Below are 16,090 nucleotides of genomic sequence, written 5' to 3' on the forward strand. Positions count from 1 at the left end.
CTCTGTCTCAGTATAGGTCGAACATCCTTTGAATCTCTTCCGGCCGATTCGTGACGGTAAGTGCCAGCATCAACAGAATACGGGCTTTGCGGGGCGGCAGATTGCCCGAGGCGGCGAAGCCGTCCCGGAGGTCGGCCTCCTTGGCCGTCACCAGACCGCTACCGGCATGCGAGGCGCTGACGACAGCCACCCCCTGCCGCCGGGCGTCGGCCAGTCCCTCCCGCATGGCGGGTGCCATCCCCCCGTTCCCCATGCCGGCATGGACAATTCCCCGGGCGCCGGCCTGCACGGCCGCGTCCGCCAGATCCCTGCCGCTCCCGCCGTAGCCATACAGAATCTCCACCCGCGGCAGAGCGGTCAGCCCCGCCGTGTCGAATTCCGTCCGGCTCGTGTGAAGCCTTGTGCTGGCATAATAGAGGAACGGCTGACCGTCCGTCATATAGCCTAGGCATCCCAGCTCCGGCGCGCGGAACGCATCGACCGCCGTCGTATTGGTTTTGACCGTGTCCCGCGCGGACCCGATTCGGTCGTTCATGACAAGGAGAACCCCCTGTCCGTATGCCGCCCGGCTCGCCGCAAGCGCCACTGCGTTGTACAGGTTCAGCGGGCCGTCCGCGCTCATCGCCGTGGCCGGGCGCATGGCGCCTACGAGCACGACCGGCTTCTCGCTTTTGACGGTCAGATGGAGAAAATAAGCGGTCTCCTCAAGGGTATCGGTCCCTTGAGCCACGACCACGCCGTCACAGTCGCTGTCGCTCAGCAGGCCGTTCACGACGGAGGCGAGCCGCAGCCAGTCCGCCTCGGTCATTGCATAGCTGGGCATGTTCGCCAGCTGAACGCCGCTGACGCGCGCGAGCTTGCCGATCTCCGGCACGGCCGCGATCAGGCTGTCAACGCCCAGGACGCCCGGCTCGTACTGCGTGGGCCGCGTCGGGTCGGCCCCCTTGCCGGCTATCGTGCCGCCGAGCGCCACCAGCTTGATCGCCGGCAGACGCTCCTCCGAGCTGCCATTGCACCTCATGGTTCCGTCCCTCCTGCCATAGTCTCGTTAGTCCACGGGAACCAGCTTGTCCGGTGGGAAGTCCAGGCGGACCGTCTCCCCATGCCCGAACGGAGCTTCGCCGTGGCTGTTGACCAGGAACTCGCCGATCGCCGTCTCGACGACATACTGATAGCCGCGTCCGAGATAGGTCGTGACCTGAATCCGGCCTGCAGTCGAATTGTCCGCTCCGCGTTCCTCACCGTCCTTCGCGATCCGGATGTCGTCCGGGCGAATGGCACATTTGACCGTCCCCTTCATCCCGGCGGCTCCCTCCACGACGAACGGGGTGCCGTCCTTGGCCTTGAGCGGGGCGGCTCCTTCCCCGGAGCCAGTCATCGGCAGAATATTCTCGAACCCGACGAAGCGGGCGACGAACTCGGTTTTGGGCTTCTTGTAGATGAGCGGCGGCGTATCCAGCTGCTCGATGACGCCCTTGTTCATAATGGCCACCTTGTCGGAGATCGAGAAGCATTCCTCCTGATCATGCGAGACATAGACGGTCGTTACCTTGAGCTCCTGCTGGATTCTGCGGATCTCCATCCGCATCTGTACCCGCAAATTGGCGTCCAGGCTGCTGAGCGGCTCGTCGAAGAGCAGCAGATCCGGCTGGATGACTAGGCTGCGCGCAATCGCCACCCGCTGCCTCTGTCCGCCGGACAGCTGGGAGGGGTACCGGTTCTCAAAGCCCTTCAGATTGACCGCTTCCAGAATGTCCATCACCTTCGTACGGATTTGCTTGGCGTCGGTCTTCCTCAGCTTGAGGCCGAAGGCGACGTTGTCGTACACGCTCAGATGCGGGAACAACGCATGGCTCTGGAAGACAAAGCCGAATGCCCGTTTATGCACCGGTACTTTGGTGTAGTCCTGTCCCTTGAACAGGAACTGCCCATCCTTCGCCTCGTTGAAGCCTGCGATCAGCCGAAGCGTCGTCGTCTTGCCGCAGCCGCTCGGCCCGAGCAGGGAGACGAATTCCCCTTCCTCCACCGACAGGTTGAAATTCTCCAGAATATTGTGCTTTTGGTCGTACGCGACCGTAATATTTTTCAGTTCGATCAGTGCCATGCTTCCAGCCTCCCGCTTGTTATTTCGTGAAAAACCGCAGTCCCAGCGTCCGTTCGATCGCCGCGATGAGCACCGCGGTCATGAGCATGAACAGGACCGAGATGGCCGCAATCGTCGGGTCAAAATAGTACTCTACGTAATTCAGCATGCTGATCGGCAGCGTGCTGACGCCGGGGCCGGTCATGAAGACGGACACGTCGACATTGTTGAAGGATTCCAGAAAGGCGAGCAGAATGCCCGCGATAATACCGGACCGAATGTTCGGCAGCACGACAACGAAGAACGTCTTCAGCCGGCTGGCGCCGAGGCTCATCGCCGCCTCTTCGACCGAGTAGTCGAAGTTCATCAGGCTTGAGGAGATGACCCGGATCACATACGGAATCATAATCACGACGTGCCCGATCAGAACGCCCGGGAAGATCGGGATGTGGTACGTAATGACGAGATATTTGAGCAGCCCATACCCGAACACGATGCCGGGAATGATGATCGGCGAGATAAAAAAGGAAGTGAAGAAGCCTTTGCCCTTAAACTGATACCTGCTAAGCGCATATGCAGCGGGAATCCCGAGCAGGAACGACAGCACGATGCCGAGCAGGGCGACGAGCATACTGATCTTGAACGAGGTCCAGAACATCTCGACATGGAAGACATTCTCGTACCACTTGAGCGAAAAGCCATTGGGCGGAAAGGTCAGGTAGTTATCCGGCCCGAAGGAGGCACCGATAATAATGACCAGCGGGCCCAGCAAAAATAGAAAGACCAAAAACGTAATCCAACCAAGCAACGTATGTTTTTCCTTCATCGTCTGCCCTCCTGTCAGCCGTTCGGGTTCAGCTTTTTGGCGAGTGCATTCATGACGCCGATCAAGAGGAACGTGATGGCAATCATGATGGTCGCGATAATGGATGCCGCCTTCCAGTCGTTCAGCGTCATCGTGTTTTGAAACAGCAGCGTGGCGAGCACTCTCTTTTTGCCCCCGAGCAGCTGCGGCGTGGCGTAAGCGGTCAGACTGCCTACCAGCACAAGCGTGCTGCCCACGAGGAGCCCCGGGATGCTGAGCGGCAGAACGACCTTCACGAACGCCTTGAACCGGGACGCTCCGAGGCTCGCGGCGGCCTGCATCAAGTCCCCGTCGATATTCTCCATGACGCCGATTAAGGAGATGATCATCAGCGGCAGGAACAGGTGGACCATCCCGATGATAATCGAGGTTTCGGTGTAGAGAATCTGCAGCGGCTTGTCAATGACATGCAGCTGCAGAAGCAGCGTATTGATCAGTCCCGTCTTGCCGAGCGTCACCATCCAGCTGAACGAGCGCACGATCGCGCTGGTCAGCAGCGGGAAGATGGCGAGGGCCAGGTAGATGCCGCGGCGGCTTACGCTCGTCCGGGAGATATAGTAAGCGGTCGGATAGCCGAGCAGAATGCAGATCAGCGTCGAGATCAGGCTGATCTTCAGCGTCGTGCCGAGAATGCCGAGCGTGTAGGAATCGGTGAAGAACGAGGTATACCCCGCCAGGCTGACGCTTCCATCGTTCGCAAAGGTAGATAGGATGATCGTAGCGATCGGGACCACCATAAAGACGGCCAGGAACAGCGCGCCCGGGAATAGAAGCAAGTAAGCCGGTTTTTTCATGGTTGCTCCACCCCCCATACTTGTTCGAATTGCCGGATCTCCTCCTCGGTCGGAAGCGCAGCCTGCGCCCCGAGCCGGGTTACGGTAATGGCTGCGACCTTGACGGCGTAGGCGACGGCTTCCTCGGCCTCATCGCCGCGTGCCAGGCGGCTGGCGAAAGCGCCGACGAAGGAATCGCCCGCTCCGGTCGTATCCACCGCCTGTACCCGGTAAGCGGGCAGGCGGAGAACTCGCCCGTCGGCAAGATAGGCCACGCCTTCCGCTCCAAGCGTCAGAATGACGTGACGGCATGGAAGCCCGGCTAGCCCTTCGACCAGCCTGTCGAATTGGTTTATGGAGACGCCGGTCAGCTCCTCGGCCTCCACTTCGTTCACGACCAGATAATCTACATGGCGCAGTGCTTCCACCGGCATCCGCCGGGAAGGCGCCAGATTCAGAATGACGGTTTTGCCGAGCCTCTTGGCCTCCGCCATGCTGTATACCACGGTCTCCACAGGAATTTCCATCTGCAGAACGACCACATCGCACGCCTGGAACAGGTCCGCATGACGGTCAATGTCCCGTGCGGTCAGATGGCTGTTCGCACCGGGGACGACCACGATGGAATTGTCTCCGTCCGGGTCGACGCAGACCAGCGCCGCGCCGGACGGCACATTCTCCACCTGGCTGATGCCGCCCGTTTCGATGCGCTCCTGCCTCAGCACTGCCTGCATGCTCTCTCCAAACTCATCGGATCCCAGACAGCCGATCAGCGCGACCTGCGAGCCAAGCCGCGCTGCGGCTACGGCTTGGTTGGAGCCCTTGCCCCCCATCATGGCGGCAAAGCTGTGCCCAAGGATCGTTTCCCCTCTACGCGGCATGCTGCCGACCTGCGCTACCAAATCCATGTTGAGACTTCCGATCACCAAAACTGATCCGTTCTTCATAGCTAGCGCTCCTTGGTCGAAATTTTGCTGCAGCCCTTGTCGGCGGCATGCAGTCCTAACCAGCGAGAAAGCGGCCCTTCGTTGCGAGGCCGCCTTCTCCCAACCTCTTTAATTCGAAACTACGTCCCGGTTCCAGCGATCGATCCATGTTTTCATGTTCTTGTTCACGGCGTTCCAGTCGAGCGTCTTCAGATTGTTGATCGTGTCGGCCCCGTAGGTGAGCCCCTCCGCTTCCTGCGGCGTCAGCTTCACGTTCTTGTTGGCGGGCGAGTCGACCTTATCGAGCGCGTTCGCCTTCTGAACCTCTTCACTGAGCCACCAGTCGATGAACTTCTCGCCCAGCTCCTTGTTCTTGGTTCCCTTGACCAGGTTCATCGTATTGCGGACCGCGTAGGAGCCTTCTTTCGGCGTCACCCACTCCACGTTGGGATTCGCTTTCTTGATCGTAGCCAGGACGAAATTCTGCACCGTCGCGACAGCGACTTCCTTCTGGTTGAACATGTTCGCCAAATCGGAGCTTTTGGTGTAGAACTTCACGACGCTCGGACCGAGCGTCTTGAGCTGGCCGAACGCCTTCTCTGTATCCATCGCCTGGGCGCCGCCTACCTTGGAGGCAAAATCGACGAGGAAGGCGCCGTCGGTCGTCGTAATGTCGGGAAGGGATAGCTTTCCTTTGAACTCCGGCCGCCACAAATCGGCATAGGACGTGACCGGCTGCGAAGTGGCGGTTTTGTCGTAAATGATTCCCGAGCTGCCGACCGTGTAGGCCGGGCCGTAATCGGTGCCGTTAGGCGCTTTGGCGACATCGAACAGATTGTCGATGTTCGGGATATGGGAGCGGTCGATTTTTTCAAACAGCCCTTCCTCGATCCCCTGAGCGGCGAACTGCTCGGCAAGCATGATCACATCGACCTGATGCGCTTTCATTCTGACCTTGTTCAGGCGGTCCGAGTTGTTGCCGACCTCCAGCTTAATCTTGACGTTGTTGGCTTTTTCGAACGGCTCGAATACATTCTTCTTCAGCAGGTCCTCGCTGAAGCCCCATGTCGACACCACCAGCTCTTTCGGCTTGCCGTTTCCTTGCGCATCCGTTCCACTTGCCTCGTTCTTGCTGGCGCATCCCGCCAGTGCCCCTGTCAGCAGCAGCACGGCGAGAGAGATCGTCCATCCCTTTTTCATTGCCTGTTTCCTCCCAACAAGTTGTTGTCTTGCTCCCCTGCCTCTTTCCTGTAACCGCTATCTTCCCTTATCACATCTGGTTTTTTCTCCATAAAATCCCAGAAGGGCATTTTTAGGAAACCTGTTACATAATCCAATAACGATTGATTTAACGGTTATTGTGATAATTTCCGGTAACGGTTACATAAATAATAATTTGGCTCCCTCTCCTTGTCAATGGCGATCTGAACGAAGGCGGCCCCCTTATTCTTCCTGGGCTCCATTCCGCTGAGGGCTTTCGGCTGCCGCAGCAGGAACTCCAGGCCGCGGCGCCGGCCGCTCACAGCTCCCAAAAAAAAAAGAGCAGGCTCCCCCGTAAAAGGGTTGCCTGCTCTTGCTTATGGAACGGTTGGCTTACTAGTTCGAAGTACACTTCCGTTACCGTCCGGCTTCCGCGTTTCCTCGTGTCGAGCCTCTCGCCATCAGCTCGACCTCACACTCGTACGTCTCGTTTTCCAGTTGGACACCTTCGATTTTTTTGATCAATAGCCGGGTCGCCGTCGCGCCGATCTCGTAGATCGGCTGCGCGATTGTCGATAGCTCCGGCTCGGTAATTCGCGTCAGCTCGATTCCGTCAAAGCCGATCAGGGAGACGCGGCCCGGCACCGGGATGCCGAGCTGCTGTAGCTTCTTGAGCGCGCCAAGCGCCATCAGGTCATTGCCCGCGAAGATCCCGTCGATGTCGGGGTGACGCTCCATCAGCTTCTCGGCAGCGGCCATTCCTCCCTGGATGCTGAATTGCCCCGGCTCCATGAGCGTCGGCGAGTACCAGGGGAACGAGCGGACGGCTTCTTCATACCCGATGAGCCGCTCTTTGCCCGTGGCCGTCTCCTGCGGGCCGTAAATATGGGCGATTCTTCGGCATCCGGTATCGAGCAGATGGCGGATGGCCAGCTTCGCCCCTTCGTTGTTTTTGGAGCGCACTACGAGACAAGGAACGTTCGCCGGCGCCCGGTCCAGCACGACGAGCGGAATGTTCGCTTTGTTCAGCATGAGGACATCGGCGGCCCGCAGCGTATTGCTGGCGAACAGCATGCCGTCGACGTACCGTCTCTTCATGACCTGAATGTACGTCTGCTCCTTGTCCGTATCGCTGTCGGTATTGCACAGCACCACCGTATAGCCGTACAGCTGGGCGACGTCTTCCACCGCCCGCGCCACCTCCGAAAAGAAGGGGTTCGAAATGTCCGGCAGGACGAGCGCCAGCGTCTCCGTCTTCTTGCCGGCCAGCCCCTTGGCCATTGTATTGGGCTCATACTGCAGCAGTTGGATCGCCTGCTGGACCTTTTCTTTCGTCTCTTTGTTGACATACCCGTTATTGTTAAGCACCCGTGACACCGTGGCGACAGAAACCGCCGCCAGCTTGGCCACATCCCTTATCGTCGCCATCCCGCACCTCTGCCGTTTATCAAAATCTAAATATGGTATCGGTTACACATTCTGCTTTCATCTTACCGAGCGTCCCGCCGGATGTCAAATTGGCTGACCGCATTTTGAATAGGCATTCCGGCTGCTGCAAAGGCAGCGGAAGCCTGGCTGTGCCCGTATCCCCGCAAGGGAAGCCCGCTTGTTCAGGCCCTCCTGTCGCTCGCCCGATGCTAGACGCTCGTCACGAGCAGATAGGTGCCCGTAAACAGGAGAATAACATAAGTCATCCGTTTGAAGAGCCGCTGGCTCATTCGCTTAAACAGCCATTGCCCAGCGAGGATCCCCAAAATAAGAGCGGGGAGCGCGATTCCGGACGAAACCCAGACCTCTTGCCCGGTCCCGCCCAATGAGATTTGCAGGCCCAAGCTTACCGAATACACCAACAGGTAGTAGGCCAGCGTGGTCCCGCGCAGCGTCTCCTTTGCGGTCCCTGCTCCGGCAAAATAGAGCAGCAAGGGAGGTCCTGGTACCCCGATGCTCGTCGTTAACGCTCCTGAGATTCCGCCGGTCAGCAGATCCCGGCCCTTCGTTCGCCGAATGGTGACGTTGACCATCAGCAGGACCGTCAACAGGAGAATCAGCCCGCCTACCACCGCTTTTAGCCACTCTACCTCCACATAGAGATAGATCCCGATCCCGGGGATCAGCCCGACGATGCTGCCCGCCGCCAGTCTGCCCAGCAGCCCCTTCTCGATCTCCCTTCGTACCGGATAGATCATGATTAGGGAGAGGCACAGCGACAGGAGAATATTGATTTGGATAGCGGCATGAGCCGGGTAAAGCAGGAACAAGAACGGGGTTCCGATAATGGAAAAGCCGAACCCTGTGCTCGCCTGCAGCAGGGCGGCGAAAAACACAATCCCGGTTAACAACAACCAGTTCTCCACGACAGGATCGCCTCCTTACGGAACTTGATTCTAACCTCTTATTATAACCAATCGAGAATCTCTCTCCAACCGCCGATTCGAGTTCTTTAATCTAGCCGGAGAGCTAGCTCGAGTCCTCTTCGCGAAAGAAAGAACCCCGACAATTGTCGGGGTTCTTTCTTTCGGCTCCATGCACGGAACCGGCTCGTTAGGAGCGCTGCTGGACCAAGTGCCGATTCTCCGGACGGCGGCCCGCCTTCTGCAGCTCGGCATAGGGAATCCGGTAGCAAACCAGCTGGTTGACGACGGAGCGCTCCGCCCCCGGCAGGGACCCGAATTTGGAGAAGAGCTTCTCCAAATCGGCATTCTCCTGGGGAGACCAAAACTGAACAGTCTCGACGTCCGGATTCCCTGCCTTCATGGCGTCCAGGAGAGCCTGGAGCGCATATCCGAACAGCAAGGTCCGCCGATAGGCCGGCAGGAGATAAGCAACCTCCACCTGGCAAATCTGACGGTCCTTGTAATCGTTCGCGCCGGTTCCATAGACAAAGCCGGCGGCACCGATGATCTCGTAAGGCTCCTCCGATAGGATCAGCATCGCTTTGCCTAGCAGCAGCGGGCTGCTGAGGAAGCTAAGCTTCAAGGCAAAGGGGTACGGCAAATTCAGTTCCGCATGATGCTGGAGCAAGAAGCTTATGTAGGACTCGTAGTCCATCTCGAATGTACAATGCCGAAATTCAAAGGACATTACTTCGCTGCTTGCGCGCGCAGGACATCGTTTGCTGCGATCGACTTGAGAATTTTACTCGTGCCCTTCTTAAGGGTTGGGGGGACGATGATCATGGGATCAGAACCTCCTCTGCTAGTTTTTGGAAAGTTGTTACTTTCTTCCTAACTATACCTTGTAAACGGTGTCTAGACTAGTCCTAAGTTGGTAGACATTGACAGAAAAGATCGTTTCCTCCCCCAAAAGTCCCTCCCTGGTATGGCTGATCTTGGAGAATTTGGAGTAGAGCCTGCATAAGTATTTATTCTCCGAAAAGGCGGTGAATCGAAGGTCCTGGACCTCCGGGTGGGTCTTCATAATTTCCTCTACCAGGAAATTCAGCCCTTTAAGAAATTGGCGCGTCCCCCGGTAAGCCCGATCAAGAATGGCGATTTCGGCGTGGGCGACTTCCTTATCACGGAAGTCCGCCTCGGGCGTCCCATGGTAGTAGGCCGTGACGCCGATCACCCGGCGGTCCTCATCCGCTATGTAAAGCAGATGGCCGAGCGTCATATAGTCGTACAGCAAAGTGACCATGTCCACGGTGCCGAAAGCCCGGTGCAGCTCGTGCCGGTTCTTGAGCGCGAACAAACTGACTTGTGCGTATTCCTCTTCTTCGGTACAGCGCAGGTAATACGTCATGGCGGTTCTCCTTCTCTTCTTCTGCTGGCCGATCGGTCGTGCATACGCTCGCATGCACTTCTGCCGATTCAGCGGCTGCCGTATCTTCTCCTGTCAATCATCCGGGGAGGCCACCCGCTTACGAAACGCCTGCCGGATCGGCTTCCCGTGGAATTGGTTTGCCGTCATTCATTGTGTCCTCATTCCGGCGGGATAGGCCGGCTTGCTTGTCCCAAAGCGTCCGGTACAGGCCCCTGCGCGAAAGCAGCTCCTCATGGGTGCCGGACTCTACGATCCGGCCCTCCTGGAACACATAAATCCGGTCTGCGCCGGCGGCCGATGCGAGCCGGTGGGTGACGGAGACAATCGTCCGGCTGCCTCTCTGCCGCTCCAGCAGCTGATGCACCGCGGCCTCCGAGACCGGATCGAGCGCCGAGGTGACCTCGTCCAGCAGCAGCACCGCCGGCTTCCTCAGCAGCGCCCGGGCGATGGCGAGACGCTGCCGTTCGCCGCCCGACAGCGAGTCGCCCCCCGGCTGCACCCATGTGTCGTAGCCGGCGGGCCAGCTGGCAATGACTGCGTGCAGGTTCACCTGCCGCGCCGCCTCCAGCATCTCCTCTTCGCCCGCCTCCCCGCTGTCCAGCAGCAGGTTCTCCCGGATGGTGCCGCTGAACAAGAAGGTGTCCTGCGTCACCAGCGTCACACCTCTGCGGAGAGATGCCTCGCTCACGCGGCGCAGGTCCAGTCCGCCGGCAGCCACCGTCCCGCGCCGCGGATCCTGGAGGCGAGCCAGCAGCTGCAATGCGGTGCTCTTGCCCGAGCCGCTCGGTCCGACAAAAGCGACGTAGCTCCCCGCTTCGATTTGCAGGCTGACCTCGTGCAGCTGATCGGCATCGTCCGAGTAGCCGAAGCTGACTCCATCCATGCGAAGCGAGCCGATGGCAGCCGGAAGCTCGGCGGCGTCCGCCGCCTCCGGGACGTCGGGGCTGTGGTCCAGCACCTCGCCGACACGCCGGAAGCTGACGCTCGATTCGATAAGACTCGGGATGAGCAGCGTCAGATTGGAGACGGCTTGTCCTACGCTTAGGAACAGGGTGAAGAAGGCCATGAAGCCCCCCACCGTCAGCTCGTCCCCGAAGATCAGATACCCGCCGTAGCCGAGCAGAATGCCGTTCAGCAGCAGCAGCGACGTCAGCGGTAGACGCTCCATCAGCGCGTTCGTCACATGCAGGCGAAGCCCGAGGGTGAACAGCTCCCGGATGTGCCGATGGGCGAGCTGCTGAAACCGCGGCTGCTGATGCAGGCTCTGGATCGTCCTGTGCCCCCGAACTCTCTCCTCGATCAGGTTGGCGAAGCGCTCCTGGGCCTCCTTGTAGCTCGCGTTCGAGGCTTCCGCCCGTCTCTGGAGCAGCTTGGGGCCGAGGAACAGGAGGACCGAGCCCGCCAGCAGGGCGAGCGTCAGCTTCCACTCGATGGCGAATAGCATCGCCAACCCGAGCAGCATGCTCAGCGTCTCCTTCACCGTGAAGGGAAACGAGCCCCGGACGACCGTCTCCATACTGGCCATATCCGAGATGAAGCGGGTGACCAGGTCTCCCGCTTGGTAGCGCCGATAGAACGGAAGCGATTGCTTCTGCAAATGCGCGAACAGCTCGAGCCTAAGCCTCCGGATCACCTCACCGCTGAGCTTGCCGATTCCGTAATCCCCGCCGAGTGCCGCCAGAATATTGAGCGCTCCACAGCCGATCAACAGGCTGAGGATAAGAACGAATACAGGAGCGTTTTTGGGCAGAAACGCCTCGTCTACGAGATATTTCAGGCTCAAGGGAGCGGCCACGGTGTAGCCGACCTCGACGGCCATGCAAACGAGAACGAGACCGAGCCACCCTCTGGCGCCGCTCATATAACGCAGCACAGTTTTTACAAACTTCAATCGGCATCTCCGCCCTTCAATATCCATACATTACCGTATTTAAAAATGGCTGTAAACGAAATTTAGGTCGAAAGAACCGGTTAAAGAGAACCGGGTTTGGGGGCGACTTGACGGAACTGTAGGCCGGGTAAAACCCAGGAAACCCACAAGAAAAAGCCGGCCGCAGCGGGGCGGCAGCCGGCTTGCTTGATTGGTTAGAGAGACCCTGACTTGTTTACTGCTCTTCTTGCCAGATCAGTTCGTATTCGGGAGCGAACGTAAGTTCATCAATCGTTTCGGACGCAAGCCGAAAGCCGTTCCTTTGATAGAACCGAACGGCGTTTTCGTTCTGTTGGTAAACCTTTAAGCGGAGCCGGCCCGTCCGCTCCTTCACGTAATTAAGCAGGAGCCCGCCATATCCTTTCCCTTGCTCCGCAGGACGGATGAACAAGGCGGCCAAGTAGTCATCGATTATGGAAGCAAACCCAGCCGCCATGCCGTTCTCCTCCAGCACAAAGGACTGTGCCATCGGAAGATAGACGGTTTTCATAGCTTCCCGGTTGGAGGCCCAGTATTCTTCCGGTATGAAGCTATGGGCTTGTTTAGACCCCTCGAACCAAATGTCCACCATTCTCTCCAGGTCTTGCTCTGTATATGGCCTTATCCTCATTTCTTGCTTCCACTCCCATTCTCTCTTCTATCCGATAGCCATCGTTCCGGCTGTGCCCCTTTTCGCTTCCAGCGAGAAAGGATCACCGGCACCAAGCTCTATCTTACTCTATCCAACGCCGGCATGCGATCCGCCTACCCGAACGGTAGTTGGCCACCGTCATGTGACACCGAGCCCCGCGCGCCGGGAGCTTCGCGCGGGGCTGAAAGAGAGCGGGCCTTCCCGGCCCGGCCGAGGCCGAGCCCCTTTCCGAGTGCTATTTCTTGCTGCGGTAAACCCGTTCCGGGCGCCCGACGGTGCCGTAGGCCAGATCGGCATGAAGCTCTCCCGTCGACACGAAATACTCCAGATATCGGCGGGCGGTGGAGCGGCTGACGCCCATGCGCCGGCCGACTTCCTCCGCCGTCAAGCTTTCCTTCGTTCCGCGGAGGAAGGCCGAAACCTTCTCCATCGTCAGCCGGTCGATTCCTTTGGGCAGGTAGGCCGAGCCGCCGGCTTTGCTACCCAGAGAAGCGCCGCGGAGCAGCTCGTCGACCTCCTGCTGCCCCACCTCTCCGCTGCTCTCCTCGAGAGCGGCAAGGCGGCCGCGGTATTGGCTGTACTGCTGCAGCTTTTCCTGAAATCGCTCCAGGATGACCGGCTTGATGACGAAGTCGACGACACCGCCCCGGATCGCCTCCCGGACGGTATCGATCTCCTTGGCCGCCGTGATGACAATGACGTCCGTCCGCCGGTAGTCGCTCTGAATGAGCTTAAGCAGGTCGAGCCCGTTCATGTCGGGAAAGTACAGATCGAGGAGAACGAGATCCGGCTCCATCACCTCCAGCTGCTCCCTCGCCTGCTTCCCGTCGGTGGCGATTCCCACCACTTGAAACCCCGGCACCTTCTCGGTGAAACGCCGGTTAATCTCCGCAATGCGGACATCGTCCTCCACGATGAGCACGCGTATCATGCCGGTCTCCCCCTTCCCTGCTTGGGCACGACCGCCGTGAAGACGGTTCCTCCCTGTTCGCCGCGCGCAAACGTAATGTAGCCGCCCAGCTGATCCACCGCCTGCCGGACCAAGGCCAGGCCCACTCCCCGGCTCTCTCCGTTCTTGGTGGAGAAGCCGGTCTCGAAGATCCTCTCCGCCACTTCGTCCGGGATGCCCTTCCCCGTATCCTCGACCTCCATGATCAAATCCTCTCCCAGATCGGTGAGCAGGACGGTGACGCGCCGCTGGCCTTCCTCCTGCTCCAGCACCGCATCCATCGCATTGTCGATCAGATTGCCGAGAATAGTCACAAGATGGAACCGGTTGATGGCGGCGGGAATATCCCGGAAGGTGCTGTCCGGGTCGACGACCAGCTCGACCCTGAGCTCGTTGGCCCGATTGAACTTGCCGACGAGCAGCCCTCCGATGAGGCGGCTCGGGATCTCCTCCATAATGAACCGGATAAAATTCTGATGCACGTCCGTTTCGTGCGTGATCACCTCGAGCGCCTCCTGATAGAGACCGAGCTGGATCAGGCCCGAGATCGTATACAGCTTGTTGGAGTATTCATGCGTCTGCGCCCGGAGTCCGCCTGCGTACAGCTTCACCTGTGCGAGCTCTTCGTTCAGCCGGTACAGCTCGGACCTCGCCCGGAAGCTCGCTACCGCCCCGATGACCCGGTTCTCGTCATCCAGCACCGGAACCCGGTTGACCACAACGGCTTCACCAGCGAGGACCATCTCCTGATCGAATTCCGCCCGCCCCGACTCGACGACCTCCATCAGGCGAGACGTCGGCAGCACGTCGAGCATGTAGCGCCCCGTCACGTTCTCGTGCTCGGGGACGCCGAGGAGCTGCAGGGCGGTCTGGTTGGCAAGCGTGATGGTCCCCGCCCGGTTCACCGCCAGAATCCCTTCGCGGATGGATTCGAGCACGGCCTTCTTCTCCTGGTACAGATGCCCGATCTCCTCCGGCTCCAGCCCAAGAATGCTCTTCTTCACTCCGCGCGCGATCAAGATCGCCCCTGCGGCTCCTCCTGCCAAAGTGACAAGGGAGATCAAGAGGACCGTATCCCGGTAGTCCTCCGCCTTTTCGTTAATGTCTTCCAATAGAAAACCGACAGAGACGACGCCGATCACTTGGTTGTTGTCGTCGAAAATAGGGGTCTTGCCCCGCAGGGAAAGCCCCAGCGAGCCTGCCGCCACAGAGGTGATCGAGCGCCCCTCGAACACGGGGCCGTTGTCTCCTCCCACCATGGTCTTGCCGATCCGGAGCGGATCGGGGTGGGAATAACGAATGCCCTCCCGGTTGCCGACTACAATGAACTCCGCCCCCGTCTCCTCCCGGATGGGCTCGATGATCGGATTGATCAAGCGGGCGGGATCCGGGTCGTCAAAGGCCTCCTGAATCTCCGGCATTCTCGCCACGGTCTTCGCTATGTTAAGGGCCGTCGCCCCGATATGTTCCTTGAGAGAATTCACCCACATTCGCTGAAAGGACAGGGCCAGTACGATAATGACAAGTAGCAGAAGCGATCCGATCAGCAGGATCAGTTTGGTTTGCAGCTTAAGCTTCATAGCCGTTTCTCCTTCTCGCCGAGACTATTAATGTTGTTCGTTGCTGTTCTTTGGCAAGAGTGGGTCGCTTAAACCTGCTCCAGCTGCCCCGGCAGCCGCGCTGGAACGCCTCCAGCCTCCAGCGCCTTTTCATTGTATAGGAAAGAAAGCGCTTTTACCCGTGATTTTAATGAACAAAATGGGCACTATGGCCAGTATTCAACTTATATCCGCAAGCTATTCAAGCGCTTGCCAGCCGTGCTACTCTGCGAGTAAGAAAGCGCTAACAACGAGTGGGAGGAATAGACAATGAAAGCAAGAGCAAAATGGGCAGCGGTGCCCCTTGCCGTACTGATGGCCGTTAGCCTCACAGCCTGCGGAACATCCAAATCCACGCAAGGATCTGAAAGCGATTCCAATAAAGCGTCTGCCTACCCGCAAAAGCCCATTACCGTCGTCGCTCCTTCCGGAGCCGGCGGAGGCTGGGACAAGACGGCCCGCTCCCTGACGAAGGTGCTGGCCGAGACGAAGCTGGTCAACTCCACCATGACCGTGGAGAACAAGCCGGGCGGCGGCGGGACGGTGTACATGGCGGAGTTCGCCACCAAGGAAAAGAAGAATCCTTACACGCTTATGGTAAGCTCCCCTCCTATCCTCATCAACAACCTGAAGAAGGAAGGCAGCAGCCCATACGGCTACAAGGACACGACGCCGCTCGCCCAGCTGACCAAGGATTATGGAGCCATCGCCGTCAAGGCGGATTCCAAATACAGCGATCTCAAGACACTGCTGGCCGATCTGAAGGCGGATCCGAGCAAAATCACGATGGCGGGAGGCTCCGCCCCGGGGTCGATGGACCATCTGGTCGCGATCCTGCCGGCGTTCAAAGCCGGCATCGACCCGAAGAAGGTCAAGTACGTCTCGTATGACGGGGGCGGCGAAGCGGTAGCCGCGCTGCTCGGGAATAACGCGACGGCAATCGGCACGGACGCCTCTTCCCTGGAGTCCTACCTGAAGTCCGGCAAGGTAAAGGTGCTTGCCGTCACATCCAGCGAGAGATTGAAAGGCACGTTCAAGGATGTGCCGACCCTCAAGGAGCTTGGCCTGGATGCGGAGTTCAACATCTGGCGCGGCGTGTTCGGGCCGAAGGAAATGAGCAAGGATGAGCTCGCATATTGGGAGAAGACGCTCAAGGCGCTTACCGAGAAAGAAGAGTGGAAGAAGGAGCTCGCGGCCAACACCTGGGAGAGCGACTACAAGAATTCCGCCGACTTCACCAAGTTCCTCGGGGAGCAGGAAAAGCTTGTCAAAGACCTGCTGACCGCCCTCAATATGGCCAAGTAAACTAGGGAGTCCTTACCGGAGAAGAGAGCCCTCTCTTCTCCTTCTTGTTCCAAACCGAAAGGAGGAAA

At 58.9% G+C, this 16,090-nt stretch carries 15 protein-coding genes; 1 reads left to right on the plus strand and 14 read right to left on the minus strand.

The window, feature by feature from the left end:
* Positions 1 to 7 precede the first annotated feature (7 nt).
* The 14 genes from KJS47_RS16965 to KJS47_RS17030 form a co-directional block, all read right to left on the minus strand.
* Positions 8 to 1,021 (minus strand): asparaginase, encoded by a 1,014-nt coding sequence (locus KJS47_RS16965; RefSeq protein ID WP_213526243.1) that lies wholly within the window; start codon positions 1,019 to 1,021, stop codon positions 8 to 10.
* Positions 1,022 to 1,048: 27 nt separating this feature from the next.
* Positions 1,049 to 2,104 (minus strand): ABC transporter ATP-binding protein, encoded by a 1,056-nt coding sequence (locus KJS47_RS16970; RefSeq protein WP_213526244.1) that lies wholly within the window; start codon positions 2,102 to 2,104, stop codon positions 1,049 to 1,051.
* Between the two features lie 19 nt (positions 2,105 to 2,123).
* Positions 2,124 to 2,909 carry an ABC transporter permease gene (locus KJS47_RS16975; RefSeq protein WP_213526245.1) on the minus strand — a complete coding sequence of 262 codons (786 nt, stop codon included), beginning with the start codon at positions 2,907 to 2,909 and terminating at the stop codon, positions 2,124 to 2,126.
* Between the two features lie 14 nt (positions 2,910 to 2,923).
* The gene (locus KJS47_RS16980; protein WP_213526246.1) at positions 2,924 to 3,742 is read right to left on the minus strand and encodes an ABC transporter permease; all 819 of its coding nucleotides are present in this window, start codon (positions 3,740 to 3,742) and stop codon (positions 2,924 to 2,926) included.
* Positions 3,739 to 4,668 (minus strand): ribokinase, encoded by a 930-nt coding sequence (gene rbsK, locus KJS47_RS16985; RefSeq protein ID WP_213526247.1) that lies wholly within the window; start codon positions 4,666 to 4,668, stop codon positions 3,739 to 3,741. Before rbsK ends, KJS47_RS16980 begins: the two co-directional genes overlap by 4 nt.
* A gap of 108 nt (positions 4,669 to 4,776) precedes the next feature.
* Positions 4,777 to 5,847 carry an ABC transporter substrate-binding protein gene (locus tag KJS47_RS16990; RefSeq protein ID WP_213526248.1) on the minus strand — a complete coding sequence of 357 codons (1,071 nt, stop codon included), beginning with the start codon at positions 5,845 to 5,847 and terminating at the stop codon, positions 4,777 to 4,779.
* 417 nt (positions 5,848 to 6,264) lie between these two features.
* Entirely contained in the window at positions 6,265 to 7,275 is a 1,011-nt protein-coding gene (locus KJS47_RS16995) for a LacI family DNA-binding transcriptional regulator (protein ID WP_213526249.1), read from the minus strand.
* A gap of 209 nt (positions 7,276 to 7,484) precedes the next feature.
* Complete coding sequence (locus KJS47_RS17000) at positions 7,485 to 8,201, minus strand: sulfite exporter TauE/SafE family protein (RefSeq protein ID WP_213526250.1); 717 nt, start codon at positions 8,199 to 8,201, stop codon at positions 7,485 to 7,487.
* Positions 8,202 to 8,388: 187 nt separating this feature from the next.
* Positions 8,389 to 8,928 carry a hypothetical protein gene (locus KJS47_RS17005; protein ID WP_213526251.1) on the minus strand — a complete coding sequence of 180 codons (540 nt, stop codon included), beginning with the start codon at positions 8,926 to 8,928 and terminating at the stop codon, positions 8,389 to 8,391.
* 147 nt (positions 8,929 to 9,075) lie between these two features.
* Positions 9,076 to 9,588, minus strand: a complete 513-nt coding sequence (locus tag KJS47_RS17010) for a hypothetical protein (RefSeq protein ID WP_213526252.1) — start codon at positions 9,586 to 9,588, stop codon at positions 9,076 to 9,078.
* A gap of 118 nt (positions 9,589 to 9,706) precedes the next feature.
* A complete protein-coding gene (locus KJS47_RS17015; protein WP_213526253.1) occupies positions 9,707 to 11,500 on the minus strand; it encodes an ABC transporter ATP-binding protein in 1,794 nt (597 codons plus the stop codon).
* A gap of 214 nt (positions 11,501 to 11,714) precedes the next feature.
* Positions 11,715 to 12,149, minus strand: a complete 435-nt coding sequence (locus tag KJS47_RS17020; protein WP_213526254.1) for an N-acetyltransferase — start codon at positions 12,147 to 12,149, stop codon at positions 11,715 to 11,717.
* A 256-nt stretch (positions 12,150 to 12,405) separates the two neighbouring features.
* Positions 12,406 to 13,101, minus strand: a complete 696-nt coding sequence (locus tag KJS47_RS17025; RefSeq protein WP_213526255.1) for a response regulator — start codon at positions 13,099 to 13,101, stop codon at positions 12,406 to 12,408.
* A complete protein-coding gene (locus tag KJS47_RS17030; RefSeq protein ID WP_213526256.1) occupies positions 13,098 to 14,699 on the minus strand; it encodes an ATP-binding protein in 1,602 nt (533 codons plus the stop codon). The genes KJS47_RS17025 and KJS47_RS17030 overlap by 4 nt, the downstream gene beginning before the upstream one ends.
* Before the next feature lie 288 nt (positions 14,700 to 14,987).
* Here KJS47_RS17030 and KJS47_RS17035 point away from each other — a divergent pair, with 288 nt between their 5' ends.
* Positions 14,988 to 16,022: a Bug family tripartite tricarboxylate transporter substrate binding protein gene (locus KJS47_RS17035; RefSeq protein ID WP_213526257.1), complete on the plus strand. Its 1,035-nt coding sequence runs from the start codon at positions 14,988 to 14,990 to the stop codon at positions 16,020 to 16,022.
* Positions 16,023 to 16,090: the final 68 nt, after the last annotated feature.

The sequence above is a fragment of the Paenibacillus sp. J31TS4 genome, assembly GCF_018403265.1.
GTDB lineage: Bacteria > Bacillota > Bacilli > Paenibacillales > NBRC-103111 > J31TS4.

Excerpts from the sequence above, each read along its gene's own strand:
- KJS47_RS17010 (WP_213526252.1), bottom strand. The coding sequence starts at position 9,588 with ATGACGTATTACCTGCGCTGTACCGAAGAAGAGGAATACGCACAAGTC.
- KJS47_RS16990 (WP_213526248.1), bottom strand. The coding sequence starts at position 5,847 with ATGAAAAAGGGATGGACGATCTCTCTCGCCGTGCTGCTGCTGACAGGG.
- KJS47_RS17025 (WP_213526255.1), bottom strand. The coding sequence starts at position 13,101 with ATGATACGCGTGCTCATCGTGGAGGACGATGTCCGCATTGCGGAGATT.
- rbsK (WP_213526247.1), bottom strand. The coding sequence starts at position 4,668 with ATGAAGAACGGATCAGTTTTGGTGATCGGAAGTCTCAACATGGATTTG.
- KJS47_RS17005 (WP_213526251.1), bottom strand. The coding sequence starts at position 8,928 with ATGTCCTTTGAATTTCGGCATTGTACATTCGAGATGGACTACGAGTCC.
- KJS47_RS16965 (WP_213526243.1), bottom strand. The coding sequence starts at position 1,021 with ATGAGGTGCAATGGCAGCTCGGAGGAGCGTCTGCCGGCGATCAAGCTG.
- KJS47_RS16980 (WP_213526246.1), bottom strand. The coding sequence starts at position 3,742 with ATGAAAAAACCGGCTTACTTGCTTCTATTCCCGGGCGCGCTGTTCCTG.
- KJS47_RS17020 (WP_213526254.1), bottom strand. The coding sequence starts at position 12,149 with ATGAGGATAAGGCCATATACAGAGCAAGACCTGGAGAGAATGGTGGAC.
- KJS47_RS16970 (WP_213526244.1), bottom strand. The coding sequence starts at position 2,104 with ATGGCACTGATCGAACTGAAAAATATTACGGTCGCGTACGACCAAAAG.
- KJS47_RS17035 (WP_213526257.1), top strand. The coding sequence starts at position 14,988 with ATGAAAGCAAGAGCAAAATGGGCAGCGGTGCCCCTTGCCGTACTGATG.
- KJS47_RS17030 (WP_213526256.1), bottom strand. The coding sequence starts at position 14,699 with ATGAAGCTTAAGCTGCAAACCAAACTGATCCTGCTGATCGGATCGCTT.
- KJS47_RS16975 (WP_213526245.1), bottom strand. The coding sequence starts at position 2,909 with ATGAAGGAAAAACATACGTTGCTTGGTTGGATTACGTTTTTGGTCTTT.
- KJS47_RS16995 (WP_213526249.1), bottom strand. The coding sequence starts at position 7,275 with ATGGCGACGATAAGGGATGTGGCCAAGCTGGCGGCGGTTTCTGTCGCC.